Raw genomic sequence first — 26712 nt, forward strand, 5'->3', positions numbered from 1 at the left:
TTTAGTCGGTAAGTTCGAGTCGTCCGGCGCGCCATCCCTCGCGGAGGTGGGCCTGGCCGCAGTCGCCGCAGCGGTACTTCAGGTCCGTCTTCTTCGTGGGCTTGTCCCCACCGGGGACTTTCGAGAACCGACCGCGGTTCCCGATCCCTTTCTCGCCTTCCTTCTGCTTCCGGTCGTCCCACTTCATACCGGTGGAACGGCCGCCTCGGACCTTCTCGACTTCGTGTTCGTTGTGTTCGTTACAGTGCGGGCAATACGTGTTGAAACGTCGAGGCATCTCCATAGATATCTACCTTACGGGCAGTTACGGAGCGTCGTTTAAAACCCGTTTGGTTCGTGTCGGCCAACGGTGCAGACGTGTGGTCGCGTCGCCGTCAGGTGTCGGGCGTACAGTCGCGTTTTTACGCCTGATAGCACGATTGCGTGTGGACTGGAGTGTGACGAGTTGGAAACGCTCCTCCAATTGCGCCCCTTCGAAGCGCTTAATGGGATATCCTCCGAACACGTGCGCATGAAGCGACTCATCGTGTCGGGCGACCCGGGGATCCGCAAGGACGCCATCATCGAGTACGACGGCGAGGAGCAGATCGTCTTTCAGATCAACCGGCAGGGCGAGTGGCACGGTCCCGAAGAACCGCAGATCTGGTGTATCATCGGAACCGAGGACGAGCGAGAGGCCTTCGAGACGCGCGATTACATCCCCCACTGGCTCGACGTCGAACGGATCGAATCCGAGGCGTTAGACGTCGTGAAAGCCAAAAGCGACCTCTCTGTCTGAGCCGTTCGCTCGGTCGAAACAGCGGCGGCGTTCTACACTACGGAACTATCAGTGCTCTCTTGCAGTTCCGACTGGTCCACTCGGAAGATGACGACGAACGGGTACTCCTTCGCTTTCGTGATTCCCGGGTCTTCGTGGAGGTCCCGCGTCCCGTAGCGCTGGCGCTCCTCCGGACCCATGTAGATGTACGTGACGTCGTACTTCCGGAGGAGTGCGGCGCGGTCGGCGGCGGACCCAGTGTAGATCGTCTCGACCTCCACGACGCGCTGTCGGTACGGTTCCGCGCCGCGATAGCCGACCTCGTGGTTCCAGCCGGCGACGGTCGGGAGTCCGGTGAGACTCGACGCGGGGTTCGCCCACTCGTAGATGGACGTGCCCGGCGCGGAGACGATGTGGGGCTGACCCTCCCGCTCGTCGAGCCACGCGATGGCGGCCGCTTCTTTCGCGTGGTGGTCGGCGACGTACGCCGTTCCATCCAGCGTGGGGTCTTCGGTGCCGCTCTCGAACTGAGTATCGACGACGAAGCCGCTGTACAGCGACAGCGAAACCAGCAGGACGACGGCGAGCAGCGACGCCGTCGCGCCGCCGGCCGTCACCTCGACGGTTCGGCTGCCGCCGTCTAACGATTTTTCGGCCGATCCGCCGACCGAGCGGTCCGCTCTCGGAACGGCCATCGCCGCGCGGTGCCACAGAGCCCGGACCGTCGCCACCAGGGGTGCCCGGTCGGCGAGCATGACGCCCGCGGCGGTGCCCCAGAGTATCCACACCTGCACGTAGATCTTGAACACAGTGTTCAGCCGCCCGGGCCCGGCCTCCTCGACAACGTAGACGAACTCGACGAGCGTCGCCAGACCCAGTGCGCCGACGAGAAGGGCCGTCTCGTATCCGACGTCGCTCTCGGTTCGAAGCAGTATCCAGGCGACCAGCAAGACCGGACCGAACAGCGCCACGGCGGTCAGCTCGTACGGAGCCGTGACGAGAAAGAGGACGGCGACGGTCACCGCAAACAGCGTCGGTAACCGGTCCTCGATGCCGTCCCGGGCGAGCAGGTACGTCACGGTGACTGCGAGAAACGCCCCGTGGACGACCAACAGGCCCGCCGCGTTGCTCCGGTTCTCTGGGAGGAAGCCCACGCTCCGACCGCTCGCGGTCCCCGTGAAAAACGGAAGCGCGAACAGCACGCCCAGCGCCGTGACGGCGGCGGCCGCGGCGACGGCCGTTCCGACGCGGACCCCCTCGGAGCGGAGCGGGGAACCCCCGCGGAGCCGGTCGACCGCCGCCTCGGCGCGCCGGGGGAGTAGCGACGCCGGGTCGGCCGGCGCGAACGTCAGCGCTATCCACGTCAGGCCGCCCACTGCGGGGAAGCTCCACGTGTTGATGACGGCGAGTAGACCGCCGAACGCGGGCACGGCGAGAAAGACCAGCGCGCGGCGACGGCGTTTCTCCGCGGCCGGGGTGAGCCAGTACTGGAACAAAAGCGCCGCGATCAGCAACAGGAACGGCGTGCTGACCATGTGCGCGTGGAGGTCGCCGTTGCGGAAGGCAAAGAAGGGGAACTCGTTGATGAAATGCCACTGGTCGCCATCGACGACCCGCCGGTCGATGATCCGACTGGCCGTCCAGTAGTAGAACGAATCCGGGCCGGCGGCGACGCTCGGGCGCTGGGCAACCTCTAGACTGGCGACCGAGGCGAGCAGCTCTCCGGCCGCTCCCGGTAGTTTCCACACCAGCAGTCGGAGCGGCGTCGAGAGATTACTCGCCACCGCGACGAAGACGACGGCGAACGCACCGGCGGTCCGGGGCGAGCGTTCGCGTGCAGCCGCGATGGCGCGTGCGAGTCCGTAGACGGTCGCCGCGAGCGTCCCGTAGACGCCGGCGAGCGCGAGGTTGTACGCGTACCGCGCGGGCGTCGCCGTCAGTTCTGTCAGTAGCGCGGCGAGCATGTGGCCGCCGTAGTAGTATTTCACCGGTTCGCCGGCGAACCACATGTCCTCCGGCGGGAGCGCGCTCGACCGGAGGAGCGACTTCAGCAGTCCGAAGTCGAGGAACTTCTCGCCGCCGCCGGGTTCGATGACCGGGTTGACCCCCCGGAGAGCGACGAGGAGGCCGAAAGCCAGGGTGAAAACGACGACTATCTCCCCGTACACCCCCCAGTTTACCGTGACGCCCCGGTGCAATGCCACCGCGGAACCGACCCCGATGACGAGAATCCCGGCGGCCAGCGCGACCGGCCCGAACGTGACGTGTCCGACCCAGTAGCCGACCACGCCGAGGAGCGCCAGGGCGAACGGGAGAGCGATTCCCGCGCCTCGGTCGGCAAACCGGTCGAACACGAGCGCGGCGACCGGGAGCGCGAGTGCGCCGAGGCCGAGGAACGCGACGTACCAGCGAGCGACGTATCCGGTCTCTAGACGGAGGAAGTAGCGGGCGACGCGCTCGTCCGGCCACGCGCCGGCCAGTCCGGCGATAAGCGCGACGACGGCCAGTCCGACGAGCGCCGGTTGGAGGTGCCGTACCCAGTCGTCGAGCGCGTCCGTTCGCGCGGCCACGCCGGCACAGAGCGCGAGTACGCCGACGGCGGCGACGAACGCCGGCCACGCCAGAAGCGACAGGCCGAACCAGTAACAGAGCGCCGCCACGGCGACTGCACTCAGCGTCAGACCGGTCGCTTCGTCGTTCGACAGTCGCCGGTACAGCGCGGCGAACGGACGCCCGACGGCGACGCCGAGGGCGAGATAAACCGCAATCCACGAGAGGACCGCGACGTACTGCATCACTCCGGAGAATGTAGGCCTCCGTGTAAACCCTTTCTCTTAGTGGTCGGACCCGTGCCGATAACCGTACTCGCCGTCTGTCAGCGGGTGGTCTGTTCCGAACAGCGTCGGCCGAGTTCATCCGACCGGGCGGACAACGCTACTCCCGGTCGGAAACAGCCTCGACGACTGCGTCGGTCTCTGTGACGGACGCGAACTCCCCTTGCAAATGCGCGAGAGCCGTACGATGCACTGTTTCCGGGTCGAACCGCTCGCCGTCGAGCGTCCGCCCGAACGAGGCCGTCGCGTCACGCATCAGGTGTACGTCGAACCCGCGGTTCTCCGCCATGCGCGTCGTCGTTGATACGCAGTGGTCTGTCGTCAGCCCGCAGACGACGAGCGTTTCGTACCCCCGCTCGCGTAGCCACGATTCCAGACCTGTGTCGACGAACGCGCCGTTGACCCGTTTGACGAACTCGACCTCGCCGTCGCGCCGTTCGAGTCCTCGCTTGAACCGGAACCCGGGTTCGTCGCTGCGGAGCGGTGACGTCGGTTCCGCGGAATCGTGGCGGACGTGTACGACGGGGAGTCCGCGCTCGCGCCACGTCTCGAGTAACCGGGCGGCGTTTCTTTCGGCGTCCGGATTGTTGCGCGTCCCCCACTGCGAGTCGTCGAACCCCCGCTGGAAATCAACGAGGAGGAGAACCGGTTGCTCACTGGTCCCGAACATCAGTGGTCGCCCCCGGGAAGCGTTACGGCTTCAGACTGCCGAGCAGGGTCGAGCAACAACTCCGACTTCGGATGTTCGCGGGTGACGTCGATAGGACACTCGTCCGGTGCCTGGTCCGGGTCCTCTGACAGCATATACTGGGACCATTCGCGGTCCCCTTCCACGCCCCAGTCGCCGAGATCGGCGTGCGGACAGACGCCGTCGTACTCTTCGAGACGACCCTGGATCACGTCTCTGGCGTGTCGCCCCGCCTCCGTCTCTGGGGTTACGTTCAGCTGTTCGAACAGCGCCCGCGGCTGAAAGGTGATCTCCAGACCGACGGGACAGTACCGGCTGTTTCGCTTCTCGTAGAACGGCGCTCGGCAGGTCGGAAACATCGGCTCGCCGCCGAAGCAGAACTCCCAGTACGGGTCGTCGGGGTCAGTCGTGATATCCTCTGGCCACGGTTCCGGGTCGTGAACGTGGAGAAACTGCAGGATGTGCCACAGCCGCTCGTGATACTTCGCCTCCCCGAGTTCCCGTTCGGGCGGCTTGAAAAACGCGACCAGCGACGCACGGTCGCTGTGGTCCTGATAGGTGTCGAGATAGTCGAGCAGCGTCCGCCCCAGACCGAGTAGCGCGTCCTTGTGAGTCGTCGAGGGGACTGCAGTGTACAGCGGATCTCCGTTTTCGACTGACTCGACCCCGAAAAAGCAGGGAAACGGCGAACCGTTCCGCTCGCCCAACAGCCCGTCCCGGAACGAGTTCCAGTGGTCGGCGACCCAATCGGGAGCATCGCCGGTGTCGACGCGCTCGGCAACGGTTGCCTGGTCCTGTAGGCTACCGACTATCTGACCCGTCATAGTTGCCTGAAAGTGCTCTACCCGCATTTATTCGTCGGTTTTGACAGTTACGCGCTACAGGGGACAACGTCGTCGCCGACGCGAACCCGGCCGCCGTCGATGATCCGACACCGCAGTCCACCGCGGTGAACGAGCGCCTCGCGGACGCCCTGTGTTTCGAGGCGGCGCTCCAGATACGAGCACGGTTCGCACAGCTCTGTCCCGACGCACACCGCCTCGCCGACGCGGAACCTGCGGTCTACGAAGTGGTTGAGCCGAACGCCTTCGGTGGTAATATTCCGACGGTGCACTCCCGCTTCGAGTTCGATCCCGTAGTCGCGCTCGACGGCCGCGAGAGCCTCGTGTTCGATGAGCGTCAGGTTGCTTCCCGACCGCTCGGCGAACGTGCCTTCTTCGACGAAATATCGGTCGCCTCGAAGTCCGGCGTCGGCGACAGCCTCCGCTCGCTCGTGCGACTCCGGTTCGGCCCCTTGCTCCGGCGCAGTGTGAATCGACTGAACTCGACCACTCATACCAGTGATCGGTACGGGTCGATCTTATATCTGACCGTGAAAGGAGGCGTCGTCCGAACGGTACGCTACGGTAGCCACTGACAGTCGATGGAGATCTGATCGCACGACGGCTGGGCGGTCAGTGTATGAATCGTTTCAGTTGTTGCTACCCTGTCCGTGCTCCCGCCGCAGACCGTCGAGGACGTACTCCGCGGAGGTGCGCGTCGTCGCGAGCGGCGTGTCGTGGACGTCGCAGATCCGTAGCAACGCAGTGATATCCGGCTCGTGAGGTTGCGCGGTCAGCGGGTCTCGCAGAAAGATGATCGCGTCGATGCGCCCCTCAGCGACTTCGGCACCGATCATCATATCGCCCCCGAGCGGACCCGACGCCTTCCGTTCGACGTCGAGGCCCGTTTCCTCGATCACACGCTTGCCGGTCGTCCCGGTGGCGATCAGTTCGAACGATTCCAGCGTCTCGTCGTACTCAGTCGCCAGATCGATGAGTTCCGGTTTCTCGTCGTCGTGTGCGATGAGCGCAACGCGTGTCATACTGTCACAGTCGTTCGGGCGATAGATAGGCGTTCGGTGCTGGGCGTTTACCGAATCATTTTACTCATCCCGGCCGCCTCATGCTGGTAGATGCCTCCGTCCCTCGGCGTTGTCGTGCCGGCCTACCGCCCCGACATCGACGTCCTGCGGTCGTACGTCCGGGCGCTCGACGAGCGCCTCGACCCGGAGGTGCTCCGCGTCGAACTCGACGACCCCGACGCGGGAGTCCGGGACGCACTGACGGACCTTCCGGCGACGGTCAACGCCGTCGCTACGCGCCGGGGGAAAGGCGGCGCGATCACGTTCGGGTTCGAGCGCCTGAACACCGACATCCTCGCGTTCGCCGATGCGGACGGTAGCACGCCGGCGACCTCTGTCGCCGAGGTAGTCGAACCGCTTCGCGCGGGCGACGCCTCCCTTTCCGTCGGCTCCCGTCGCCATCCCGACGCCGACGTGCGCGGCCACCAGACGTTCGCGCGCCGCCGACTCGGCGACGTGTTCGCCTGGGTCGCCCGGCGGCTCCTCGCCGCCGACCTCTACGACTTCCAGTGCGGGGCGAAGGCCATCACGCGCGACGCCTGGCGGGACGTCCGAAGCCATCTGTACGAACCGGGCTTCGCCTGGGACGTGGAACTGATCGCGATGACCGCCGCTTTCGACCACCGCATCGTCGAGGTACCGGTCACGTGGGAGGACATGCCCAACTCGACAGTCTCGCCCGTCGGAACCGCGCTCGAACTCGGCCGCGCGCTCTTTCGCGCCCGCCACCGCGCTCGCCGCGTTCGGGGCGATAGCTTCCACGCCGCCATCGCACGCACGGTCGACGACCCTATCGCGCTCGTCGACCGGTTCTCGCCCGATAACGAGTGATCCCATGATCGATGCCATCCGCCCTCGCCTGCGTGCGCTCCGCTCGGGGGTCCGCTTCGGCCAGTTCGTGTCTGTCGGCGCGTTCGGAGCGGTCTGTGACAACGTCGTCCTCGGAACGCTACTCCATTTCGGTGTCGCGCCGGAACTGGCCAAACTCGCCGGCGCGGAGACGGCGATCGTTCTCATGTTTCTCGTAAACGAACACTGGACGTTCGCAGACCAGGGAGAGCCCGGTGTCGCGTCTTTCGTCCGCCGGTTCCTCACGTCTAATCTCGTCCGCGCCGGCGGCGTCGTCGTCGCCACCGCCGTCTTCTCGCAGCTATATCGGCGTATCGACGTGTCTATCGGGGTCGCAGGGGTCGAACTCTGGTTCCTCGTGGCTAACCTGTTCGGCATCGCCGCGGGCCTGCTGGTCAACTACGTCGCGGAGAGTCTCTTCACGTGGCAGGTTCGTGAGGGGGAAAGGTAGAAACTCCCACACGGCGACCGAAACACAACCCTTAACTAGCGAACCGCGTTACGAGAATGTAGCGGGATGGGATAGCCAGGAGATTCCGGCGGGCTCATAACCCGCAGACCGGTAGTTCAAATCTACCTCCCGCTACTTTTCCAGAATTCAACTCTCAATCGAGGCGTTTTATCGCCGAGCGACTCGTGAAGTCGCGGAGGCAACGGGCTTTTATCAACCACCTGTGATTACGAAGTATGGCTTCCGGACCTCCGTACCCCGTCTGGCTTTTCGGACTCGGGGTTGTGACGGCCGCTGTCGGACTCGTCTATCTGTTATACGTGGGCCTCCGTCAGGACCACGTAACGGGCGACTATCACTTCACGTGGGGCATCGGGGTCGTCTCTTTGTTCCTCCTGGGGTTCGCGCCCGGTCTCGTCGGCATCGGACTGTACGCGACTATCGAACGGGACTTTCCGATCCACTACCTGTTCATGTCGGTGCTCCTCGCAGTCCTCGTCGTCGCTGTGCTCGGATACAGCGTCTCCACTGCGTCGACGGCCACAGTCGGACTGTTGTGAGGCTGCCGGCGCGGTCGGAGCGTCGACACCGGGTCTTCAGACATAAAACCGCCGCTACCGTTCCGCTCCGCCGCGTCAATTCGCTTCGACGCCCAGACGCTCGATGAGCGCGGTTCCCGCCGCGTGCGAGGACTCGGGCCCGCGGCCGGTGATCAGGTCGCCGTCGTGGGTGACGCTCTCCTCGGCGTCGAGTTCGGCGTCCCAGTTCGCGCCGGCGGCTTTCACCTCGTCCTCGACCCAGTAGGGCAGTTTGCGCCCGTCGGGCATGTTGTCGTGTTCGTCGACGATGTCTTTCTCCCAGTCGTTCGGGAACCCGGTGACGTCGCGGCCCTCGACGAGGAAGTCACCGTCGCTGTCGCGCGTGAACGCGAGGATGGCGACGGCGTGACAGACGACCAGCGCGACGCCGTCATCTCTCTCGACGGTTTCGCGTAGCAGCGCGCGGGCGTGTCGGTCCTGGTTCACGTCCCACACAGCGCCGTGTCCGCCGGGGAACACGACTGCGTCGTACATGTCCGCGCTTGCGGTGGCGAGCGGTTTCGGATTCGCCATCCGGTCGTCGTTGTGAACGTCCATGACCTCCTCGACGGTGTCCTCGCCGACGGTGTCCGGGTCGATCGACCGGTCGTCGACGACCGGTTTCCCGCCGCTCGGCGTGGCAACGTCGATGTCGACGTCCCGGTCCGATAGCATCGAAAACGGCGTCGCGCATTCTTCCCCCCAGTACCCCTCCTGACTGACGACAAACAGTACCGATGTCATCGGGTGTACTACCACGGAGAAGCGAATAAGTCCCACGCAGGTTCGAACGGATTGTCGGCTTCTTTCGGTCCTAACTGTCCCCGTTGCCGTCGACGATGACGACTTCGCCGTCCTGCACCTCGACGTTTATCAGCGTCTTCACGTGGTGGTCGGTGTCGTCGAGTTTGTTCGGCCCGGCCTTCTTGATGACGGCGACCGTGTCGACGACGTCCGCGCCGATATCCTCCAGCGAGGTGAGGATGGCGTTCAGCGTGCCGCCCGTACTGAGAACGTCGTCGAGAACGAGAACGCGGTCGCCCTCGTCGACGTCGTTGATGTACATCTCGCTATCGCTGTACCCGGTTTCCTGAAACAGCGCCACTTCGCCGTCCAGGCCGTACTGGCGTTTGCGAATGACGACGAGTGGGATGTCTGTCATCAGCGACACCGCCGTGCTGATGTGGATCCCCATCGCCGCGGGGGTGACGATCTTGTCTACGTCTTCTAGATCGGCCTTCCGAATGAGTTTGATGACGATCTCCCGCAGTAGCCCGGGTTCGAGCATCGGAACCCCATCGCTGATAGGGTGAACGAAGTAGTGATATCCGTCTTTTTCGATGATCGGCGCATCGAGCAGGGACCGCCGTAACTGATCCATATCGGGGCTACTCGGCCACCCAGTAAAAAATACTGGATGTTGTCTTCGCAGAATCCGGTGAAACATCACTTCCCATACCAGTCCGTAAGCTCGGAATTTTCGCTTCTGCGCCGGTCTGAACGACGGGCGGCGGGAAGCAGGCAGAGACGGACGAAGCTATCGCGGTACAGGAGAAACGGTCGCGGCTATCGCGGTGAGAGACGGGAAAGCCGGATCACGACCGGACGGAACTGGCATCGATCCGGACGAACCTCGCCTAGTCGTCGGATTCGAATCCGAGTTCGGGCGGGACCTCCCGTTCGCCGAGACGCATGTTCCGTTCGTGGTAGATGTGTGCAACGGCGGAGAACGTGACGACGACCGCGATCACCGTCGCCCAGACGAGGTTCGAGACGAGCGTGAACGGATAGACGTGGCCCCAGAGCGCGGCGACGAGCGCACAACTGACCGCGCCGAGTGAGAGGTAGTACTCGCGCCAGGCGAACTCGTTGCCGGGCACTATCTCCAGATAGATGTTCAGATCGTCGGTCGTTTCGGTGCTCTCGATGGTGCCGCGCGAAGAGTCGTATTCGACAATTTCCGTCTCGTCCAGTTTCGGGAGGTGCGTCTGCTGGAGCGTCGTGTAGACGCGTTTTCGTTGCGCCGAAGTGACTTCGTCGATGGTCGTATTGTACTCCCACGCGGCGACCTGACTCGCCAGGTCGCCCAGTTCTACCGGCGTGTCGTTTCGCTTCAGATACTGGAGGACGTATCTACGCCGCTGGTTCCGAAGGACGTCGAATATCTCCGTTTTGGAGAGATCATTGTCGTCCTCGTCGGTGGACGAGTCGGACGGTGCTATCTCCGTGCCGCTACTCATCGATTCGCTTGCCATTGTTGTGTCGACACTATCGACGACCGGCGGCGGAGCGATCCGGGGAACGCCGAACAGTGTACCATACGTCCGACCAGTCCTTCCTCCTACATAAGCTATTCCCGTCAACAGATGTCACCATATTATCGCATTATCGGATGTGTGTAATATTCATATCACTCTTCTCGCTGATCGTAGCGGTTGTAGACCCGCCAGGCGAGAACGGCGATGAGGCCGCCGGCGAGAATCAGACGGCCGCCGAAATTCCAGTTCCCGCGGAAGGCGACGAACATGATTCCGAGACTGAACGCGAGTACGCACGCGTTAGCGAGTATGACGAGTATCCAGAACCACCACAGCAGGTCCGACGGAACGTCCTCGTACTCGGAATCGACGGACGGCACGTCCACCGACGGCACGTCAGGCCCGTCGACGGAAGGCAGGTCGGGACCGAGTTCCTCCTCTGGGGGCGGACCCTCTTCCAGTTCGAACGGGTCCTCGTGGTCGTCCCCGGAGTCGTCTAACATGACTCTCACTGGGATGCGGACACTGATAAACCACGCCGAATCCGGTCGAGAACTCGGCGACCGACCCGTCGAGACGGGTCAGACGAGAAGCACTGCGAGCACCGCCGTTAGTACGACAGTGAGGATCAAGACGCTGGTTCCGATAGTGGTGTCCATCGGGACGTGGCCCTGTTCGGGATCGAAGCCGATCTCCTCTCTGCCTGGCAGGTATCGCGTCGCCCGCCGCGGGTCGCGCGCGGTGTCCATCGCGGCCTCGGCGGCGGCGACGGCCGCGCGGTCGACCGCGGCGTACGTTTCGGTGACGAACCGGACCGTGGCGCGCGTGGCGTAGAACGTCAGCGGTTCGTACGCCGAGTCGACATCCGGCACGCCCGCCAGTTTCGCCAGCGGTTTCTTCAGGAGGAAGAACCCGACGAGAGCGATGACGGCGAGTACCAGCACTTCCTGGATGTGCGGGATCGTGTACGGGTGTGCCTCCTCCGCGCCGTGGCCTGGCAGGATGCCGAACAGCGCGTCGGGGTAGAGGCCATACGCGACACAGAGCGCGGCGATAGACAGCATCGCGGCCTGCTGGCCGCGGTTAGCGTCGGGAACGCTGTGGCTTCGCTCGCCGTGGTAGAACACGTAGTAGCCGAGTTTGATGAACGACATGAACGTCCCGACGCCTCCGATCAGGAGGAGATACCACAGCGCGTCGAGATGTTCGTGATGGGCCGCCGTGACAACCATCCCTTTGCTGACGAACCCGTTGAAGCCGGGGAACCCGGCGATAGAGAGCGCCGCGATGGTAAACGCGAGGCAGGTCAGCGGCATCTCCCGGGCGAGTCCGCCGACCTTCTTCAGGTTCTCCTCTCCGGTCCGGTAGATGACTGCGCCGACCGTCATGAACAGCAGGCTCTTGTAGAGGATGTGGTTGTACACGTGACCGAACGCTCCCGCGGTCGCGAGCGCCCCGCCGATACCGACGCCGGCGACCATGTAGCCGACCTGCGACTGGATGTGGTAGGAGAGCAGGCGGCGCATGTCGTTCTGGAGCAGCGCCATCGACGCGCCGAAGACGGCCATCGCGCCGCCCATGTAGGCGATCCAGAGGTGGCCGTCCGGGAAGGCGCGGTACATGCCGTACACCCCGGTTTTGGTGGTGAACACGCAGAGGAACACGCTCGCGGCGATATGCGGCCGCGGGTACGTGTCCGGCAGCCAGGCGTGCAGACCGACGAAGCCGACGTTGACGCCGATCCCGACGGCCGCGAGTACCTTCGGAACGACACCGGCCATACCCGCTGCGTGGTCTACTCCCCCGAGCGATCCGAACAGGAAGGTGCCGACTTCCGCGTAGTGCCAGACGATCGCGGCCATCAGTAGGCTTCCGCCGATGCCGTGCAACAGGGCGTACCGGAAGCCAGCCCGCACCGCCGGACCGCCGTAATCCCAGACCAGCAGCGTGCTGGTGATAGCCATCAGCTCCCAGAAGAAAATGAGCGTGAGCCAATCGCCGGCGAAGACGGCTCCGAGACTGGTTCCGACGTACGTCAGCGCGTACGCGGTCTGGACGTTCTCGGCGTCGCTGAAGTACGAGTACGTCACCGCGGCGGTGCCGATGAGACCGAAGATGATCCCCATCAGCCGCGAGAAGCCGTCCACGTTGAACAGGACGGCTTCGAATCCGAGAAACGTCACGTCGAGATACGCCCCCGCCGGGACGAGATACGTCCACGCCATCACGACAGCGGTGGCGAGCGCGCCGAGGGCGTGGCCGACCCGGCGCGAGAGCCAGGGGAGGAGGAGCGCAACGGCGAGTACCGGCACGGCGGGCGGAACGGCGGTGAACTCCACCATCAGCCCATCACCCCCGTCACGACCAGATCGACGATCTGCAGGAACACGGCCGTGTGCGGCACGACTCCCAGCGCGACTGCGCCGAGGGCCGCCGTCGAGATGGGACCGAGCATGAACCACGTGCTTTCGGTGCGAACGGAGCGACGCTCCCACCCGCCGACCGGCGGCCCGCCGTGGTGGTCGTGGTGGGCGTCAGAGTCCGTCTCGTCGTACCCGTGGTGTTCGCGACCGGCGTCAGGGCGCTCGTCGCTCTCGTCGTCGCGTTCCTCGCCCTGGCGGTCCTCCACCGCTCGCGGATCACTCTCCATATGGTCGCTCGGATACCGGTCGACGGCGTACTCCTCTTCACCGTCCGCGATCCCGGCGTTCGGGCCGTCGTCCGACTCGCCGTCGGAAGCGGGGCCGCTCCGCCGGTCGTCGTCCGACGACGGTCCCCCGTCCGCCACGGCCGAGGGCGTCGACTTCCCGCCGAACGGGTTCTCGATGAGCGGCTTGGTGTCCGCGTCCGCCGCGGTCTGGAAGAACGCCTGGTAGACAATGGGCCAGAAGTAAGCGATGTTCAACACGCCCGACAGCAACAGCGCGACGGCGAAGGCGGCGTACCCCGCCTCGACGCTTCCCAGCAACAGGTACCACTTGCTTACGAACCCGGCGAGTAGCGGAATGCCTGCCATCCCGAGGCTGGCGACGCCGAACGCCGCCATCGTCAGCGGCATCCTCCGGCCGATCCCGGCCATGTCGCTGATGTCGTCGGTGTGTGTCTCGACGTGGATGGCCCCCGCACAGAAGAACAGGGTGAGTTTCATGAACGCGTGGGCGGGAATGTGGAGCAGTCCGCCGGTCAACGCCAACCCCGTGCTGTCGTACGCCCCGACGCCGAGTCCGAGGACGATGTACGATAGCTGGCTCACCGTCGAGTACGCGAGGCGGCGCTTGAGGTTGTCCTGTCGCAGTGCGATGACGCTCGCCGTCAGCAGCGTAAACGCCGCGACGGCGGCCAGCACGACGCCGACCCCGAGGTCCGCGACAGTCTCCGGGCCGAACACGTCCAAGACGACGCGCGAGATGCCGAACACGCCGCTCTTGACGACGGCGACGGCGTGAAGCAGTCCCGAAACCGGCGTCGGCGCGACCATCGCGTCGGGGAGCCAGGAGTGCATCGGCATCAGCGCCGCCTTGACTCCGAACCCGCCCGCGAGCAGTGCGAACGCGGCGCGAGCGTACATCGGATCCGCGGCGGCCAGTCCGTCGATGCCGCCCGGCGTGAACGCGACGGTACCGGCCAGCCAGTAGACGAGCACGATGCCGGCGAGGACGGCGACGCCGCCCCCGAACGTGTACGTGAGGTACTTCCGGCCGGCCGCGCGGGCCTCCGCGTCCTCGTCGTGGGTGACCAGCGGGTACGTCGCGACGGTCAGTAGCTCGTAGAACACGAAGAGGACGAGCAGGTTCGACGCGAACGCCACGCCGACGGCGGCGGCGACGCTCGCCGCGAACGAGGCGAAGTAGCGCGTCTGGTTGTGTTCGTCGAGGCCGCGCATGTAGCCGATGCTGTAGAACGTCGTGATGATCCACAGGAAACTCGCGAGCAGCGCGAAGAGCGTTCCCAGCGCGTCGGCGTGCAGGGCGAAGTCGACGCCGAAGACGAACGTTCCCAGTTCGGTGACGTACACGTCCTCGGCGAGGACGCCCGGAACCATGCTGGCGACGACGCCGAACGTTCCGAGGGCGGCCGCGACGGACCACCCCTCGCGGACGTTCGGTCGGCGGTGCGACGCGAGGATTCCGACGATAGCGAGCGTGGACACGAGAACCGCGGCGAGCGGTCGGAGTGAGTGGATCTCAGTCATGGTAAGAGCAGTTCGGGAAGGGTCTGTTCGAGCATCTGTGCGAACTCGGTGGCGACGAATCCGAGCGCGACTGCACTGACCGCGACGATGGCGACGAGCGCGACGATACTGGGCGCGACGGCGGTAGACGCCGCGGCGTCACCACCGTCGGATCCGCCGTCAGCGACGGCCGCGTCCGTCGTCGGTCCGGGCGTCTCCGCCGTTTCGGGGGCCGTCGGCGGACTGCCGGCGAAGTACATCCGCTCGACGAGGCGCGCGAAGTACGCCAGCGTCAGGAGGGTGCTGGCGAGGATCACCGCTGCGATGAACCAGGACTCCGCCTGCACCGCCGCGAGCGCGATGTACCACTTGCCGACGAAGCCGACGGCCGGCGGGACGCCGACCATCGCAAGCGCGAGGACGGCGAACGAGCCGGCCAGGAACGGCCGCCGCGACGCCAGACCGCGGTACTCCGAGACGTGGCGCGCGCCGGTCGCCATCGCTATCGCGCCGGCGGCCAGGAAGAGGCCGCCTTTCATTATCGCGTGCCCGAGCAGGTGGATAGTTCCGCCGACGAGCGCCGACTCCGTCGCCAGCGCGAACGCGGCGACGACGAGGCCGAACTGAGAGACGGAGGAGTACGCGAGCATCCGCTTGACCTCGGTCTGAGTCACCGCGAGCGCGCTGCCGGCGACGACGCTGAGCCCGGCGAGGCCGACCACGATGTTCTGTGCGACCGGGTTCGCGACGAAGAAGCCGACGGTGAACACGGAGAGGATCATCCGCGCGATGGCGTACGCCGAAACGGTCGAGACCAGCGCCGAGATAAACGCGCTGACGCTGTCGGGCGCGCTGGCGTAGGCCTCGGGCTGCCAGGTGTGAAGCGGAAACAGCGCGGACTTGACGGCCAGTCCCGTGACGATGAGCGCGAACGCAGTCAGGACGAGTGGGTCCGAGTAGCCGACATCGGCCAGCTGCTCCGAGAGGTCGGCCATGTTCAACGTTCCGGTGGCGATGAACGCGTAGCCGACGCCGAGCAGGTACAGCGACGCGCCGACCGTCCCGATGAGCAGGTACTTCAGCGCCCCGACGGCCGCCCGGCCGGAGTCGCCGCTCGCGACGAGCGCGTAGGCCGCGAGGCCGGTGATCTCCAGGAATACGTACAGGTTGAACACGTCGCCGGTGACGCTCATACCGGAGAGACCGGCGACGAGCAGCAGGTACTCCGCGTGGAACGCCGGCGTGCGCGGTCCGGCGACTCGGGAGTAGACGAGGACGCCGAGCGAGACGACGGCGACGAGGAGAGCGACCGACGCCGACAGGCCGTCGACGACGAGTTCGATGCCGTACGGGACGCCGAAGTTCCCGACCTCGTACCGAACCGTCTCGCCGCCGAGAACCGTGGCCGCGAGCAGGCCAGCCATCCCGACCTGGACGGCGCTCGCCAGGAAGGCGACGCCCCAGGACACGCGTTCGTTCAACTGGCCGAGGACGAGCGCCGCGACCGCCGCCAGAATGGGCACGGCGACGAGCAGGGGGACGACGTCACTCATCGGCGCGCACCTCCCGGAGCACGTTCTCGTCTAACGTGCCGTACTCCGCGTAGATCCGGACGACGAGCGCGAGCGCAACCGCCGTCAGACTCACGCCGACGACGATAGCCGTCAGGATGAGCACGTGCGGCAGCGGGCTGACGTACGTACTGCCGTGGCTGCCGTGTTCGACGACCGGCGGAGCACCTCCCTCGACGTACGCAGACGTGATGAAAAACAGGAAGATGCCCGTCTGGAAGACGTTCATCCCGATCACCTTCTTCACGAGGTTGGAGTTCTCTATCAGCATGTACGTCCCGATGCCGAGCAACAGCACGACGACGACGTAGTTGTATCTCGTCAGTAGCAGTTCCTCTATCATAGCAGATCCTCCTCCTCTCCCTCCGCGGGGTCGAAGCCGGCGGAGATGACGAAGAACAGACCGATGATGACGCCCGTCACGATAGCGCCGATACCGAGCTCGACGAGTTCGATACCGTAGCCGCTGGCGTGATGGATCCCTAGCTGTTCGTAGGCGTGGTACTCCAGAAAGGCCCCGTCGAGCGCGACCGATCCGAAGCCTATCGCCAGGAACACCAGAACGCCGCCCGCGATGAGCCCGAGGATCGCGGTCGGGTTCAGCCACGCCCGGACGGCCTCGATGCCAAACGCGAACGCCAGCATCAGGATGACGGTCCCGACGACGACGCCGCCCTGGAAGCCGCCGCCTGCCGATTCCGCGCCGTGGAACATGATGAACAGCCCCAGCGTTAGCACGAACGGAGCGACGAACCTGACGGTGGTCATGATGATGGTACTCTCGACGTACGGAGGGCGGTCGTTCGAACTCATACGAACTCACCTTGTCGGAGGACAACGAGAACGGCGACGCCCGCCGCGAACACGACGACCGCCTCTCCGAGCGTGTCGAACCCGCGGTAGGCGGCCAGCACTGCGGTGACGACGTTCTCTACTTCCGTCTCACCGTACGCGTTGTCCAGGTAGTACTGCGTCACCTCGCCAGCGACGACCGGCGCGTCCGGGTCGCCGATAGCCGGCAGCGACGGCACGGTCGTCAGGAGGGCTGCGGCGAGCGCTCCGCCGGCGGTCGCGCCGCGCCACCCGACCGACTCTAACAGTTCGTCGCTCGGCGGCCGGACGGTGCGAACGAGGGTGAGCAGGAACAGGAGCGTCATCACGCCGGCGCCGACTGCCGCCTCCGTCAGCGCCACGTCGGGTGCCTGGAGGTACACCCAGAGGATGGCGATTCCCAGGCTGTATCCGGCGAACGCGATGATCGATCCGAGTACGTCCCGAAGGAGCGCAGCGGTGACCGCGCTCCCGATGACGAACAGCAAGATCGCAGCTTCGAGCAGTGTCAGCGTCACGCGTCACCCTCCTCGTCAGTGGTCCACGGTTCGATGTCTTGGTCCTCGGCCGCCCGAGCGATAGCGTGGGCGGCGGTCGGGTTCGTGAGGAACATGAACACGAGCAACAGGACGGTCTTGACCGTCGGTACGCCGGCACCGAACGCCAGCGCGGCCGCGCCGAGCGAGAGCACCGCGCCGAGCGTATCACTTTTCGACGCGGCGTGGGCGCGGGTGTAGAGGTCCGGCAGACGGAGCACGCCCACGGCTGCGACGATGGCGAAGAATATCCCGGCGACCGAGAGCGCGATCACGGCGATGTCGGTCGGCGTCATATGATCTCCCCCCGTTCGACGGTGAACTTGGAGATGGCGATGCTCATCAGGAAGTTCAACAGCGCGTAGATGAGCGCCACGTCGAGGAATCCGGGCTCGTCGAACGCCGCCGCAAGCAGTGCGATGATGACGACGGTGTTGCTCCCGATGACGTTGACCGCTATCACGCGGTCCTGCATCGTCGGGCCGCGAGCGACCCGATAGAGTACGACCACCGCGAGCGTTGCGAACGCGCCTGCGGCGGCGATGAGAACGTCGCTGACGAGCGGGGATAACCCGCTCATTCCTCGGTCACCTCCTCGTCCGCGCGGCGTTCGGCTGGGCTCTCGATGTTCGTGGCCTGACGGCCGTAGAAGACGAACCGAACGGCGCGCTCCAGACCCCCGTCTAGCAGGTCCTCACGAGCCGATGTCGTGAGCGTGTGGACGTGGAACCGTCGCTTGCGAACGTCGACGGTCAACGTGCCGGGCGTCAGGGTGATACTGTTCGCCAGCGTCGTCACGGGAACGTCGTCCCAGACGGCCGCTTTGAACTCCACCATCCCCGGATCGATAGGCAGGCGCGGATGGAGGACCACGTAGGCGATGGTGACGTTCGCCTTCGCTATCTCCCAGAGGAGATACGGCGCGTACACGAGCGCTCGAAGGGCCCGGAGCGGTGTCCGCGAGTCGGGTGCCTCGCTCAGCGAGATCTGCGATAGCAGTGCGGCCGTTACTGCGGCGCTGAACGCGCCGGTGACGTAGTCGAACGTGCCGGCGAACCCGCCAATGACGAGATAGAACAGATACGATGCGCCGAACACTGTCGCGAACTGCGCGAGGTCGCTGCCTCGAACCAGCCGCGCCCGTCGCGTCTTTCGCTCGACCGGTGCTTCTTCGATGGTCAAATCCGACCGGGACAGTTCGTACTCCAGCGGTTGCACCATCGGCGCGCTTCCGGCGGGCGTGTATTCGGGGTCGACGATGACCCGGTCCAGGTCGTTCTCCGCCGCGTAGTCGATCAGCGTCCGGGCGTAGTCGATCGGGCTGAACAGGTACACGTCGCTGGCCCGGACGGCGGTTTCTATTCGGACTTCGGCGCTACCGTCCTCGTCGCCGAGATCCTCCCGGGCCCACACTTCGACCCGATCGAGGAGCGATTCCGGGTCGTCGAACTCTTCGGGGTCGGCGACGCGTCCGGTGATCGGATAGACGAAATGAACGGTCGCCGCTTCGCCGGCCTCGGCGCACTCCCTGGCCTCGCGGACGGCGTAGGCGACCGTTTTTCGGAGTGTGACGGATTCGCCGATAGGAACGAGAATACGACCGCTCGGACCCGTCGTCATGGTACCCCCGGATCCGACGCTCTACTCCAGTGTCTCGGTTGCATAGTCGCTACTCGTTGTACCCTTACCCACCGGATGGAAAACTATTTTTATATTCTTCTACGCCGAGGGAGGCCCGATGGTCCGCCATCCCGCGTTTCAGGGCGCGTAATCCCCGCTTACTCCGCTAATCGTTCCTTACTTCGCCGATCGGCCGCATCGCGGGCTGAATGCGTTGGGATGTAACTGGTAAGTATCCCGCACGAAGAGCGCAAAATCATATATACACACCCGCTGGTAATCCGTGCTTAGTGAACACATGGTCGCCGTAACGATATCCGAACCACACGAAGCAACGTTCAAAGGAGATTTCGGACTCGCAACGTCTGTCTGTGTCCGGTACGACCAGCCGACCGCCGGCACCCGCTCGGCCGAGGGGTTCCGCGTCGACGAGGGCGATTTCTGGTTCTGGGACGACCCGGCGGGCAGGGAGTTCGAGGGGTTCGAAGTGCTCGAAGTCACACCGCAGGGCATCGTCGTGCGCTGGATCCGCGAGTCTATCTCCGACCGCGGCGACCGGGAGCGCAACCCGGACCACAAACTCGACTACGACCATCTGACGTACGAGTGGCTCGGTCAACTCGTCAGAAACGGGACGCTCCGGGTGTTCGGCCGCGACACCGGCTTCGAACACAACTCGCCCGTGCCGCACTCACGGTACGTCTGACGACCGTACCGAGGCGACGGTTTTACCCCGCGCGTTTCTCCCAGGGGTCACGGCCGCGGATTCACGATACCTCTTCTACCAGTTCGTCTGCCACTCGAACCCCTAAGCCCGCCTTACTGCCCGAAAACTCGTTCGTTTCGCCGCTCCGGACGACCAGCGCTCGCGTCTCGGACTCGCCCATCACGCTCGCGTCGTTGGCGACGACGAAGGCGAGCCCGACGCGGTCCAGCGTCTCGCGCGCGGCGGCGACCATCGCCTCGTCGTCGCCGCTCGTTTCGGCTTTGAACCCGACGACAGGGAGGTCCGGATTCGCGCTCCGAACCTCGTCGATGACCTTCGGCGTGGGGTCAAGTTCGAGCGTGATCGAGTCGCCGGAGCGGATCTTCTCGTCGCTAGCGTCGACCGTGAAGTCACCGACGGCGGCCGCCGAGACTAGGGCGTCAGCGCCGGCGGCGGCGTCGAGCGTCGCGTCGAGTAACTCGTTGGCGCTCTCGACCTCCCGGAGGTCCGCGTAAGGGATCCCGTCGCCCTCCACGCTTTCGGCAGTGACGGCGTGCGGACCGACGGCCGCGTGGACCAGCGTCACCTCCGCACCGCGAACGTGACACGCGCGGGCGACGGCGCGTCCGGTCCGGCCGGACGAGCGGTTAGTGAGTACCCGAACCGGATCGATGGCCTCCGCCGTCGCGCCGCTGGTGACGACGACGCTTTCGCCAGCGAGCGGGTTCGGCGTCGCGGCGCGAGCCGTCGCGAGCGCAATAGCGTCCTCGGTGGCGATCTTGGCTTTCCCCTCCTCGACGCGGGGTTCGACGAAATCGACGCCCCAGGACTCGACGCGGTCGATAGCGTCGAGAACGCCGGGATGGTCGTACATCGGCTCGTGCATCGCCGGTGCGATCACGACCGGCACGCCCGCGCCGAGCGCCGTCGTCGCACACGTCGTGACGGGCGTGTCGTCGACGGCGGCCGCCATCTTTCCGACCGTGTTTGCCGTCGCCGGTGCGACGAGGAAAACGTCGGCCCACCCGTCGCGGCCGCAGAGCGCGACGTGTTCCACGTCGCCGGTGATCTCCGTTACCACGTCGTTCTCGGTGGCGAACTCCACGGCCCAGGGGTGGACGATCCCCTGCGCGCTGTCGGTCATCACGGCGCGGACGCTCGCGCCGCGCCGGCGGAGTTCGTGCGCGAGTTCGACGGTTTTGACCGCCGCGATGGAGCCCGTGACCCCGAGCGCGACGTTGACTCCCGAAAGCATCGTCCCCGGTTTCGTGATACCGGCGGTTAAAACGTCAGGGCTCGGTCCCACTCGAAACGGGTCGTCTGACGTTCAGTCTTCGTCGTCGTCGACGCTCGGATGCATCGTCGGTTCCGCGTCCAGCGGCTCCGCGATGTACTCGCGCAGGACCTCGCGGCTCTCGGCCTCGCGCCCGCGACGCTCCGCTTCGTCTATCTCCTCCGTGGCCGGCGGCAGGTCGATACCGCGCTCGGTGAAGTAGCCCTCCGGGGCGACCCAGTCGTGGTAGAAGTTGCTCTCGGAGTCCTGGACGAGGGCGAGGCCGACTTTCGCCCCGTGGCCGGCGGCGACGATGGCCTGGTGAGGTTCGTCCGCAAGCCGGCCAGCGGCGTACACGCCGTCGACATCGGCTCGGCCGTACTCGTCTACGTCCGCGAACGCTTTGCTGCCGCGGTCGATCACCCCGACGTCTATCTCGCGCAGATACGATACGTCGGACCACGAGGCGGCGACGACGCGGTCGGCGGTGTAGCGGTCGCCGCTCTCGGCCGTCGCGGCGAACCCGTCCTCTCGCTCCGCTAGCTCGGTCACGCGCCCCTCCGCGAACTCGCAGCCCGCGCGTTCGGCCTGGTCCCGGGTCATGCGCAGATACAGGCGAGCGTCGATGCCCGCGGGGAACCCGGGGTAGTTCTCCAGATGGGCGTTACGTTCGAGGATCGACTCTCCGTCGGAGACGACGAGCGTGTTGAGGCCGGCACGGGCAGTGAAGATGCCCGCGGAGAGTCCCGCGACGCCCCCGCCGACGATCAGAACGTCTCTGTGCATGCGAGTGTGTGGGACGCGAGTAGGCAAGTAGAACCCGGATCGACGGTCGGACCGCCTCGCCCGCAGTCGGCTCTCCGTGGCCATGGAAGCGACCGGCGCAAGGCTTACTTACCGTTCTGCGGTAGCCGGTAGCGTGGATACAGTCGAGGTTAGTACGGTGATTCACCTGCCGCCCGAGGACGTGTTCGACTTCCTCACCGACTTCCCGCGGTACGCGAACTACTCGGAGTACCTTCGGGAGGTTCGCCAGCACGGCGACGGATCACCGGGGACCGAGTACGACCTGATGTTCGCCTGGTGGAAGCTGAGCTACACCGCTCGCTCGCGGGTCGTCGAAACCGACCCGCCGAACGGTATCGACTGGACCATCGTCGGGGATCTGGACGCGGACGGACGCTGGCGAGTCGAGGAAGTCGCCGACGAAGCGCCGGCCGACGCCGAAACCGCCTCGCGCGTGTTCCTGCGGGTCGACTTCGACGCCGACTCCGCACGCGGCGGGTCGCTCGGCCTGCCCCGGTTCGTCTCGTTCGACTGGCTGGTCGGGAAAGTCGCACCCAAGATAGAAGGTGAGGCCGAACGCGTGGTCGAACGCATCGTTACGGATCTTGAGGGAGAACGTCGTCCCGTGGATCTGCGGATCCATAGCGCACCGAGCGACGTATAGTAAATCTCTTGCGGCAGCCCCGGTAACGGATTCGAAAATGGTCTGGAGGCTCGATACGTGCGTGTGATCGTCATCGGCGCGGGAGAGGTCGGGTCGAGCATCGCCGCGAGTCTCTCGGAGTCGCACGAGGTCGTCGTGATCGACACCGACGAGGAGCGCGTCGAGTCGCTGACCTACGACCTGGACGTTCTCGCTATCGAAGGGGACGGGACATCTCTGGACACGTTGACGGAAGCCCGCGCGTCGGACGCCGACATGGTCATCGCGAGCACCGACAACGACGAGACGAACATCGTCGCGTGCTCGACGACCGAGACGATATCGGACGCGTTCACCATCGCACGCGTGAAGAAGACTTCGCTGCTGCGAACGTGGGAGAACTCACCCGGCGCGTTCGGTGTCGATTTCATGGTCAGCGTCGACCTTCTCACGGCCGAGACTATCGTCCGGATCGCCGGTCTCCCGGGCGCACAGGACGTAGACACGTTCTCGAACGGGAGCGTTCAGATGGCCGAGTTCGAGGTCGCCGACGATAGCCCCATCGCGAACCAGAGCGTACAGGAGGCAGACCGCTTCGAGTCGCTCACGTTCGCCGCCATTCTCCGAAACGGCGAGGTGACGATCCCCCGCGGTGATACGGTGATCGGATCCGGCGACCAGGTCGTCGTCATCGGAAGCCCGGGGAGCGTCCGCAAGTTCGCCGCAACGTTGACGCCCGAACCCGCTCTGGAGGAGGCCAACGAGATCGTCGTCGTCGGCGGCGGCGAGATCGGCTTTCAGACCGCCCGCCTGTTCGAACAGCGAGGGATCAAACCGCGTCTTATCGAGCGCGACCCGGAACGGGCCCGAGAGATCGCGGAGGCGTTGCCGGGTACCGTCGTACTCGAAAGCGACGCGACCGACATCGATTTCCTCGGCCGCGAACACGTCGACGAGGCGGACATCGTCGTCGCGGCGCTCGACAACGACGAGAAGAACTTGCTCGCCTCCCTGCTCGCGAAACGACTGGGTGCCGGTCGTACCATCGCCGTCGTCGAAGCGGGAAACTACGTCGACGTGTTCGAAGCAGTCGGCGTCGACGTGGCTGTCAACCCCCGCGAGGTGACCGCGGAGGAGATAACCCGGTTCACCCGCGAGGAACACACCGAGAACGTCGCGCTCATCGAGGCAGACCGTGCGGAGGTGTTGGAGGTCGAGATCGACGAAGAGAGCGTTCTCGTCGGGAAGCCGATCAGCGAGGCGACCGCGGAGTTCCCGTCGGGCGTCGTCGTCGGCGCCATCACTCGCGACGACGAGTTCATCACCCCGCGCGGGGATACGGTCGTCGAACGGGGTGACCACGTGGTCGTCTTCGTCGACGCGACGGTACTTGACGAGGTCTCTCCACTCCTATGAACGTTCGCGTCGACTGGCGGGCGAGCGTTAGTCTCGTCGGGACCGTCGTGAAGTATCTCGCAGTCGCTCTCCTACTGCCGCTACTGGTCGCTCTGTGGTACGGCGATGGGCTGGTTACGTTCGGAGCGACTATTCTCTTCGCCGTGTTGTTCGGTTGGTCACTGGAGCAATTCGACGACGACCCCGATCTCGGTGCGCGCGAAGGGTTCCTGATGGTCGGGCTGACGTGGCTTACGGTCGCGTTCGTCGGTGCCGTCCCCTACCTTATCGCAGGCAACGGCACCGTCGCGCAACCGTCGTATGCGCTGTTCGAGAGCATGAGCGGGTTCACGACGACGGGAGCGACCGTGATGGGGGACATCTCCTTCGACACCCACTCCCGAGCGTTGATGCTGTGGCGTCAGCAGACGCAGTGGCTCGGCGGAATGGGTATCGTCGTTCTCGCGGTCGCTATCCTCCCCGAACTCTCGGTCGGCGGTGCGCAGTTGATGGACGCGGAAGCGCCCGGGCCCGGTATCGAGAAACTCACACCTCGAATAGCCGAAACCGCCCGGGTACTGTGGCTCGTCTACCTCGGGTTCACGGTCGTGGAATTCCTGTTGCTGTACGGACTCCATCTCGCAGGCCACGCGCCGAACATGACGCTGTATAACGCAGTTGCGCACCCGCTGACGACGATGCCGACCGGCGGGTTCTCGCCGGAGGCACGAAGCATCGAAGCGTTCTCGGCGGTCGTCCAGTGGGTGATCATTCCATTCATGGTCGTCGCCGGAACCAACTTCGCGCTGTTCTGGCACGTCGTTCGCGGCGAGTCCTCGAACCTGTTCGGTGACAGCGAGTTCCGCTTCTACGCCGGCGCTATGGGTGTGCTCTCTGCCATCGCAGCGGTGATACTGTTCGTCGGGCCGACGCTGCTCGGTCCGTCGAACCCCGTCGAAGTCGCCGGCCAGGGGGAGTCGTCAGTACGCCACGCGGCGTTCAATATCGTCTCTATCGTCACGACGACGGGGTACGCGAGCATGGACTTTCAGGCCTGGAGCGGCCCGGCCAAGTACGTTCTCGTGTTCGCCATGTTCGTCGGCGGGAGCGCCGGGTCGACCGGCGGCGGGATCAAGATAATCCGCTGGCTGGTGATCCTCAAATCGATCCGCCGTGAGCTGTTCACCACCGTCCACCCGGAGGCCGTTTCCCCCGTCCGTCTGGCCGGGAAGGCGCTGGACGAGCGCGCCCTGCGAGGTATCTACGCTTTCACTCTCCTCTATTTCGTGCTCTTTTTGCTGGGCGCGTTGCTGCTCGCCGTCGACGCCTCCCGCGTCGGCCTCGAACTATCAGTAGTCGAAGCCGTCACGGCGTCGGCGGCGACGCTCGGGAACATCGGTCCGGGGCTGGGAATGGTCGGCCCGATGGGGAGTTACATTGATTTCCCTGCATCGTCGAAGCTGTTGATGGTCGGTCTGATGTGGATCGGACGGCTGGAGATAATCCCAGTTCTGGTACTGCTCACGTCGGGATACTGGCGGAGTTGATACTGTTAGCCATCCACCAGTTCCGGATCGATTGGACATCTCCGCGAACTGTAGTCGCCAGTGAAACGGTTCACACGGTGATCGCCGGATAGCAGACGTTCGAGTGTGATGGCTATCACTGGCTACCGTAGCTGAAACAGGGCCGCCGGCAGTCTGGTCGGAACGCCCCGACTGATGGAACGCAGTGACTGACCGAACGGCGTCCGTTGGCCGGGAGAAAACGGCCGTTCAGAAGAGGTGTTCGCTCTCCGCTAACACCTGTGCGGGGCCGCCGACCTCCCAGATGGTGGTCTGAACGCCGACGTCTTCGAGGACTTCTTTGACCTGTTCGGCGTACTCGTCAGTGGTGTTGACGTAGACCGATGCACCGGTGTCCGTCGAGAAGTAGACCGGAATGTCTTCCTCCTTGCGGAGTTCGCGGACGGCGTTGAATATCTTGAGCGTGGCCGGTTGCCAGTACACCCATCCGGAGGGACCGGTCATCGTGGTGGCCGCGAGCGAAAGGGAGTCGTGTTCCGCGAGTTCGAAGGTACGCTCGAAGTCTCCTTCGCGGAGCGCGTCCCGGGCCTCGCCGATCTGCTCGTGGATGTGCGCGAGGCGTGACTCGAACATGTGGCTGTCGGCGGCCTCTCGGTGAGCCTCCTCGGTTTCCTTGTACGACGGGACGAGACCGATGATCGTCTTTACCTCGTCCTCGAGTGGTGTTTCGATGCGCTCCGAGCGACAGTCGTCGTCGTTGAGTCCGGCGTAGAGGTGCGAGAACCCGCCCGTGACCGCGCGGGCCGCCGACGAGGACCCGCGGCGTGCGATGGTGGATATCTCTGGCCGAGTAGCGTCGAGTTCGGCCGCGTCGGCGAGCGCCATCGCGGCGGCGGCGAACCCGGACGAGGAAGAGCCGAGACCGACGTTCGACGGGAAGGAGTTCTCGCTCTCGATGCGGACCGGGTAGACGACGTGCGCGGCGTCGGAGCGGTCGCGCACCTCCTCGACGACTCGTTTGAGGCGGTCGAACTCGTGGCCTTCCAGTTCGTCGCCGTCGACGACGTAGGTGTCTTCCTCGTAATCGATGTCGAACTCGACGGTCGTTTTAGTGTGGCTCGGTGCCGTACAGACGCTGATGCTGTCGTGGTACGGTAGACGCAGTCGTTCGTCTCGCATCCCGTGGTACTTGACGATCCCCTGAATCGGATGCGCCTTCGCGGTCGCTTTCATACTACACCACGGTGTAGTGGCCCCGCTTAAACCTCCCGGATGCGGAGGTGTCAGACCGGGGGCGATAGTTTGCCCGGTGCCGTAAGCCGTGTCTGACGCCGAA

The 26712-nt window shown here is 65.1% G+C and carries 30 protein-coding genes and 1 tRNA gene; 9 read left to right on the forward strand and 22 right to left on the reverse strand.

The window, feature by feature from the left end; genetic code table 11:
- Nucleotide 1 precedes the first annotated feature (1 nt).
- Complete coding sequence (locus tag SM753_RS13705; RefSeq protein ID WP_135533326.1) at nt 2-283, reverse strand: 50S ribosomal protein L44e; 282 nt, start codon at nt 281-283, stop codon at nt 2-4.
- 228 nt (nt 284-511) lie between these two features.
- On the opposite strand from SM753_RS13705, the gene SM753_RS13710 reads away from it, so the two are divergent.
- A complete protein-coding gene (locus SM753_RS13710) occupies nt 512-778 on the forward strand; it encodes an HAH_0734 family protein (protein ID WP_135533325.1) in 267 nt (88 codons plus the stop codon).
- A 32-nt stretch (nt 779-810) separates the two neighbouring features.
- On the opposite strand, the gene SM753_RS13715 is transcribed toward SM753_RS13710, so the two are convergent.
- From SM753_RS13715 to SM753_RS13735, 5 genes are all read right to left on the reverse strand, one after another.
- A complete protein-coding gene (locus SM753_RS13715) occupies nt 811-3552 on the reverse strand; it encodes a DUF2298 domain-containing protein (protein WP_323192012.1) in 2742 nt (913 codons plus the stop codon).
- A 139-nt stretch (nt 3553-3691) separates the two neighbouring features.
- Nucleotides 3692-4261 (reverse strand): cysteine hydrolase family protein, encoded by a 570-nt coding sequence (locus SM753_RS13720; protein ID WP_323192013.1) that lies wholly within the window; start codon nt 4259-4261, stop codon nt 3692-3694.
- On the reverse strand, nt 4261-5103 hold the full coding sequence (locus tag SM753_RS13725; RefSeq protein WP_323192014.1) for a YqcI/YcgG family protein: 843 nt from the start codon (nt 5101-5103) through the stop codon (nt 4261-4263). Before SM753_RS13725 ends, SM753_RS13720 begins: the two co-directional genes overlap by 1 nt.
- Before the next feature lie 47 nt (nt 5104-5150).
- The gene (locus SM753_RS13730) at nt 5151-5615 is read right to left on the reverse strand and encodes an MOSC domain-containing protein (RefSeq protein WP_323192015.1); all 465 of its coding nucleotides are present in this window, start codon (nt 5613-5615) and stop codon (nt 5151-5153) included.
- A 135-nt stretch (nt 5616-5750) separates the two neighbouring features.
- Nucleotides 5751-6143: a methylglyoxal synthase gene (locus SM753_RS13735; RefSeq protein ID WP_323192016.1), complete on the reverse strand. Its 393-nt coding sequence runs from the start codon at nt 6141-6143 to the stop codon at nt 5751-5753.
- Between the two features lie 90 nt (nt 6144-6233).
- Between SM753_RS13735 and SM753_RS13740 the strand changes: the two genes are divergently transcribed.
- From SM753_RS13740 to SM753_RS13755, 4 genes are all read left to right on the forward strand, one after another.
- Entirely contained in the window at nt 6234-7013 is a 780-nt protein-coding gene (locus SM753_RS13740) for a glycosyltransferase (RefSeq protein WP_138797053.1), read from the forward strand.
- 4 nt (nt 7014-7017) lie between these two features.
- Nucleotides 7018-7482 carry a GtrA family protein gene (locus SM753_RS13745; RefSeq protein ID WP_323192017.1) on the forward strand — a complete coding sequence of 155 codons (465 nt, stop codon included), beginning with the start codon at nt 7018-7020 and terminating at the stop codon, nt 7480-7482.
- Nucleotides 7483-7542: 60 nt separating this feature from the next.
- Nucleotides 7543-7617, forward strand: a tRNA-Met gene (locus SM753_RS13750).
- Nucleotides 7618-7718: 101 nt separating this feature from the next.
- Nucleotides 7719-8042 carry a hypothetical protein gene (locus SM753_RS13755; protein WP_323192018.1) on the forward strand — a complete coding sequence of 108 codons (324 nt, stop codon included), beginning with the start codon at nt 7719-7721 and terminating at the stop codon, nt 8040-8042.
- 75 nt (nt 8043-8117) lie between these two features.
- Here the strand turns inward: SM753_RS13755 and SM753_RS13760 are convergent, their stop codons facing one another.
- From SM753_RS13760 to SM753_RS13820, 13 genes are all read right to left on the reverse strand, one after another.
- Nucleotides 8118-8804: a type 1 glutamine amidotransferase domain-containing protein gene (locus tag SM753_RS13760; RefSeq protein ID WP_135533316.1), complete on the reverse strand. Its 687-nt coding sequence runs from the start codon at nt 8802-8804 to the stop codon at nt 8118-8120.
- A gap of 70 nt (nt 8805-8874) precedes the next feature.
- Nucleotides 8875-9441: a hypoxanthine/guanine phosphoribosyltransferase gene (gene hpt / locus SM753_RS13765; RefSeq protein WP_135533315.1), complete on the reverse strand. Its 567-nt coding sequence runs from the start codon at nt 9439-9441 to the stop codon at nt 8875-8877.
- 256 nt (nt 9442-9697) lie between these two features.
- A complete protein-coding gene (locus tag SM753_RS13770) occupies nt 9698-10300 on the reverse strand; it encodes a hypothetical protein (protein ID WP_135534008.1) in 603 nt (200 codons plus the stop codon).
- A gap of 170 nt (nt 10301-10470) precedes the next feature.
- Complete coding sequence (locus tag SM753_RS13775; RefSeq protein ID WP_323192019.1) at nt 10471-10821, reverse strand: hypothetical protein; 351 nt, start codon at nt 10819-10821, stop codon at nt 10471-10473.
- A 78-nt stretch (nt 10822-10899) separates the two neighbouring features.
- A complete protein-coding gene (locus SM753_RS13780) occupies nt 10900-12660 on the reverse strand; it encodes a Na(+)/H(+) antiporter subunit D (RefSeq protein WP_323192020.1) in 1761 nt (586 codons plus the stop codon).
- Nucleotides 12660-14510, reverse strand: a complete 1851-nt coding sequence (locus SM753_RS13785; protein WP_323192021.1) for a proton-conducting transporter membrane subunit — start codon at nt 14508-14510, stop codon at nt 12660-12662. Before SM753_RS13785 ends, SM753_RS13780 begins: the two co-directional genes overlap by 1 nt.
- Entirely contained in the window at nt 14507-16042 is a 1536-nt protein-coding gene (locus tag SM753_RS13790) for a monovalent cation/H+ antiporter subunit D family protein (protein ID WP_323192022.1), read from the reverse strand. The genes SM753_RS13785 and SM753_RS13790 overlap by 4 nt, the downstream gene beginning before the upstream one ends.
- A complete protein-coding gene (locus tag SM753_RS13795) occupies nt 16035-16400 on the reverse strand; it encodes a cation:proton antiporter subunit C (RefSeq protein WP_323192089.1) in 366 nt (121 codons plus the stop codon). The genes SM753_RS13790 and SM753_RS13795 overlap by 8 nt, the downstream gene beginning before the upstream one ends.
- Nucleotides 16400-16873, reverse strand: coding sequence for an MnhB domain-containing protein (locus SM753_RS13800; protein ID WP_323192023.1), 474 nt, complete (start codon nt 16871-16873; stop codon nt 16400-16402). The genes SM753_RS13795 and SM753_RS13800 overlap by 1 nt, the downstream gene beginning before the upstream one ends.
- Nucleotides 16870-17409, reverse strand: a complete 540-nt coding sequence (locus tag SM753_RS13805; protein ID WP_135533309.1) for a DUF4040 domain-containing protein — start codon at nt 17407-17409, stop codon at nt 16870-16872. Before SM753_RS13805 ends, SM753_RS13800 begins: the two co-directional genes overlap by 4 nt.
- Nucleotides 17406-17723: a monovalent cation/H(+) antiporter subunit G gene (mnhG, locus tag SM753_RS13810; protein WP_138797059.1), complete on the reverse strand. Its 318-nt coding sequence runs from the start codon at nt 17721-17723 to the stop codon at nt 17406-17408. The genes SM753_RS13805 and mnhG overlap by 4 nt, the downstream gene beginning before the upstream one ends.
- Nucleotides 17720-18007: a cation:proton antiporter gene (locus tag SM753_RS13815; RefSeq protein WP_135533307.1), complete on the reverse strand. Its 288-nt coding sequence runs from the start codon at nt 18005-18007 to the stop codon at nt 17720-17722. Before SM753_RS13815 ends, mnhG begins: the two co-directional genes overlap by 4 nt.
- Entirely contained in the window at nt 18004-19047 is a 1044-nt protein-coding gene (locus SM753_RS13820; protein WP_323192024.1) for a monovalent cation/H+ antiporter subunit E, read from the reverse strand. Before SM753_RS13820 ends, SM753_RS13815 begins: the two co-directional genes overlap by 4 nt.
- Before the next feature lie 283 nt (nt 19048-19330).
- On the opposite strand from SM753_RS13820, the gene SM753_RS13825 reads away from it, so the two are divergent.
- Nucleotides 19331-19753, forward strand: a complete 423-nt coding sequence (locus SM753_RS13825) for a hypothetical protein (RefSeq protein ID WP_135533305.1) — start codon at nt 19331-19333, stop codon at nt 19751-19753.
- Nucleotides 19754-19814: 61 nt separating this feature from the next.
- On the opposite strand, the gene coaBC is transcribed toward SM753_RS13825, so the two are convergent.
- Both coaBC and SM753_RS13835 read right to left on the reverse strand, forming a co-directional pair.
- On the reverse strand, nt 19815-21008 hold the full coding sequence (gene coaBC / locus SM753_RS13830; RefSeq protein WP_323192025.1) for a bifunctional phosphopantothenoylcysteine decarboxylase/phosphopantothenate--cysteine ligase CoaBC: 1194 nt from the start codon (nt 21006-21008) through the stop codon (nt 19815-19817).
- A 72-nt stretch (nt 21009-21080) separates the two neighbouring features.
- The gene (locus tag SM753_RS13835) at nt 21081-21812 is read right to left on the reverse strand and encodes an FAD-dependent oxidoreductase (protein ID WP_323192026.1); all 732 of its coding nucleotides are present in this window, start codon (nt 21810-21812) and stop codon (nt 21081-21083) included.
- Between the two features lie 133 nt (nt 21813-21945).
- On the opposite strand from SM753_RS13835, the gene SM753_RS13840 reads away from it, so the two are divergent.
- From SM753_RS13840 to SM753_RS13850, 3 genes are read left to right on the forward strand one after another with little or no spacing between them, the layout of a single operon-like run.
- Entirely contained in the window at nt 21946-22476 is a 531-nt protein-coding gene (locus tag SM753_RS13840; protein ID WP_135533302.1) for a type II toxin-antitoxin system RatA family toxin, read from the forward strand.
- Between the two features lie 57 nt (nt 22477-22533).
- Nucleotides 22534-23871 carry a Trk system potassium transporter TrkA gene (gene trkA / locus SM753_RS13845; protein WP_323192027.1) on the forward strand — a complete coding sequence of 446 codons (1338 nt, stop codon included), beginning with the start codon at nt 22534-22536 and terminating at the stop codon, nt 23869-23871.
- A complete protein-coding gene (locus tag SM753_RS13850; RefSeq protein ID WP_323192028.1) occupies nt 23868-25397 on the forward strand; it encodes a TrkH family potassium uptake protein in 1530 nt (509 codons plus the stop codon). The genes trkA and SM753_RS13850 overlap by 4 nt, the downstream gene beginning before the upstream one ends.
- 228 nt (nt 25398-25625) lie before the next feature.
- Here the strand turns inward: SM753_RS13850 and mvaD are convergent, their stop codons facing one another.
- Nucleotides 25626-26609 carry a phosphomevalonate decarboxylase MvaD gene (gene mvaD / locus SM753_RS13855; RefSeq protein WP_138797064.1) on the reverse strand — a complete coding sequence of 328 codons (984 nt, stop codon included), beginning with the start codon at nt 26607-26609 and terminating at the stop codon, nt 25626-25628.
- Between the last annotated feature and the right edge of the window lie 103 nt (nt 26610-26712).

The organism is Halostella sp. PRR32 (genome assembly GCF_034808085.1).
GTDB classification, from domain to species: domain Archaea; phylum Halobacteriota; class Halobacteria; order Halobacteriales; family Natronoarchaeaceae; genus Halostella; species Halostella pelagica.

What these genes read in the sequence shown, in the direction of transcription:
- SM753_RS13705 (WP_135533326.1), bottom strand. Translation starts at nt 283, where the DNA reads ATGGAGATGCCTCGACGTTTCAACACGTATTGCCCGCACTGTAACGAA.
- SM753_RS13710 (WP_135533325.1), top strand. Translation starts at nt 512, where the DNA reads ATGAAGCGACTCATCGTGTCGGGCGACCCGGGGATCCGCAAGGACGCC.
- SM753_RS13715 (WP_323192012.1), bottom strand. Translation starts at nt 3,552, where the DNA reads ATGCAGTACGTCGCGGTCCTCTCGTGGATTGCGGTTTATCTCGCCCTC.
- SM753_RS13720 (WP_323192013.1), bottom strand. Translation starts at nt 4,261, where the DNA reads ATGTTCGGGACCAGTGAGCAACCGGTTCTCCTCCTCGTTGATTTCCAG.
- SM753_RS13725 (WP_323192014.1), bottom strand. Translation starts at nt 5,103, where the DNA reads ATGACGGGTCAGATAGTCGGTAGCCTACAGGACCAGGCAACCGTTGCC.
- SM753_RS13730 (WP_323192015.1), bottom strand. Translation starts at nt 5,615, where the DNA reads ATGAGTGGTCGAGTTCAGTCGATTCACACTGCGCCGGAGCAAGGGGCC.
- SM753_RS13735 (WP_323192016.1), bottom strand. Translation starts at nt 6,143, where the DNA reads ATGACACGCGTTGCGCTCATCGCACACGACGACGAGAAACCGGAACTC.
- SM753_RS13740 (WP_138797053.1), top strand. Translation starts at nt 6,234, where the DNA reads ATGCCTCCGTCCCTCGGCGTTGTCGTGCCGGCCTACCGCCCCGACATC.
- SM753_RS13745 (WP_323192017.1), top strand. Translation starts at nt 7,018, where the DNA reads ATGATCGATGCCATCCGCCCTCGCCTGCGTGCGCTCCGCTCGGGGGTC.
- SM753_RS13755 (WP_323192018.1), top strand. Translation starts at nt 7,719, where the DNA reads ATGGCTTCCGGACCTCCGTACCCCGTCTGGCTTTTCGGACTCGGGGTT.
- SM753_RS13760 (WP_135533316.1), bottom strand. Translation starts at nt 8,804, where the DNA reads ATGACATCGGTACTGTTTGTCGTCAGTCAGGAGGGGTACTGGGGGGAA.
- hpt (WP_135533315.1), bottom strand. Translation starts at nt 9,441, where the DNA reads ATGGATCAGTTACGGCGGTCCCTGCTCGATGCGCCGATCATCGAAAAA.
- SM753_RS13770 (WP_135534008.1), bottom strand. Translation starts at nt 10,300, where the DNA reads ATGAGTAGCGGCACGGAGATAGCACCGTCCGACTCGTCCACCGACGAG.
- SM753_RS13775 (WP_323192019.1), bottom strand. Translation starts at nt 10,821, where the DNA reads ATGTTAGACGACTCCGGGGACGACCACGAGGACCCGTTCGAACTGGAA.
- SM753_RS13780 (WP_323192020.1), bottom strand. Translation starts at nt 12,660, where the DNA reads ATGGTGGAGTTCACCGCCGTTCCGCCCGCCGTGCCGGTACTCGCCGTT.
- SM753_RS13785 (WP_323192021.1), bottom strand. Translation starts at nt 14,510, where the DNA reads ATGACTGAGATCCACTCACTCCGACCGCTCGCCGCGGTTCTCGTGTCC.
- SM753_RS13790 (WP_323192022.1), bottom strand. Translation starts at nt 16,042, where the DNA reads ATGAGTGACGTCGTCCCCCTGCTCGTCGCCGTGCCCATTCTGGCGGCG.
- SM753_RS13800 (WP_323192023.1), bottom strand. Translation starts at nt 16,873, where the DNA reads ATGAGTTCGAACGACCGCCCTCCGTACGTCGAGAGTACCATCATCATG.
- mnhG (WP_138797059.1), bottom strand. Translation starts at nt 17,723, where the DNA reads ATGACGCCGACCGACATCGCCGTGATCGCGCTCTCGGTCGCCGGGATA.
- SM753_RS13815 (WP_135533307.1), bottom strand. Translation starts at nt 18,007, where the DNA reads ATGAGCGGGTTATCCCCGCTCGTCAGCGACGTTCTCATCGCCGCCGCA.
- SM753_RS13820 (WP_323192024.1), bottom strand. Translation starts at nt 19,047, where the DNA reads ATGACGACGGGTCCGAGCGGTCGTATTCTCGTTCCTATCGGCGAATCC.
- coaBC (WP_323192025.1), bottom strand. Translation starts at nt 21,008, where the DNA reads ATGCTTTCGGGAGTCAACGTCGCGCTCGGGGTCACGGGCTCCATCGCG.
- SM753_RS13835 (WP_323192026.1), bottom strand. Translation starts at nt 21,812, where the DNA reads ATGCACAGAGACGTTCTGATCGTCGGCGGGGGCGTCGCGGGACTCTCC.
- SM753_RS13850 (WP_323192028.1), top strand. Translation starts at nt 23,868, where the DNA reads ATGAACGTTCGCGTCGACTGGCGGGCGAGCGTTAGTCTCGTCGGGACC.
- mvaD (WP_138797064.1), bottom strand. Translation starts at nt 26,609, where the DNA reads ATGAAAGCGACCGCGAAGGCGCATCCGATTCAGGGGATCGTCAAGTAC.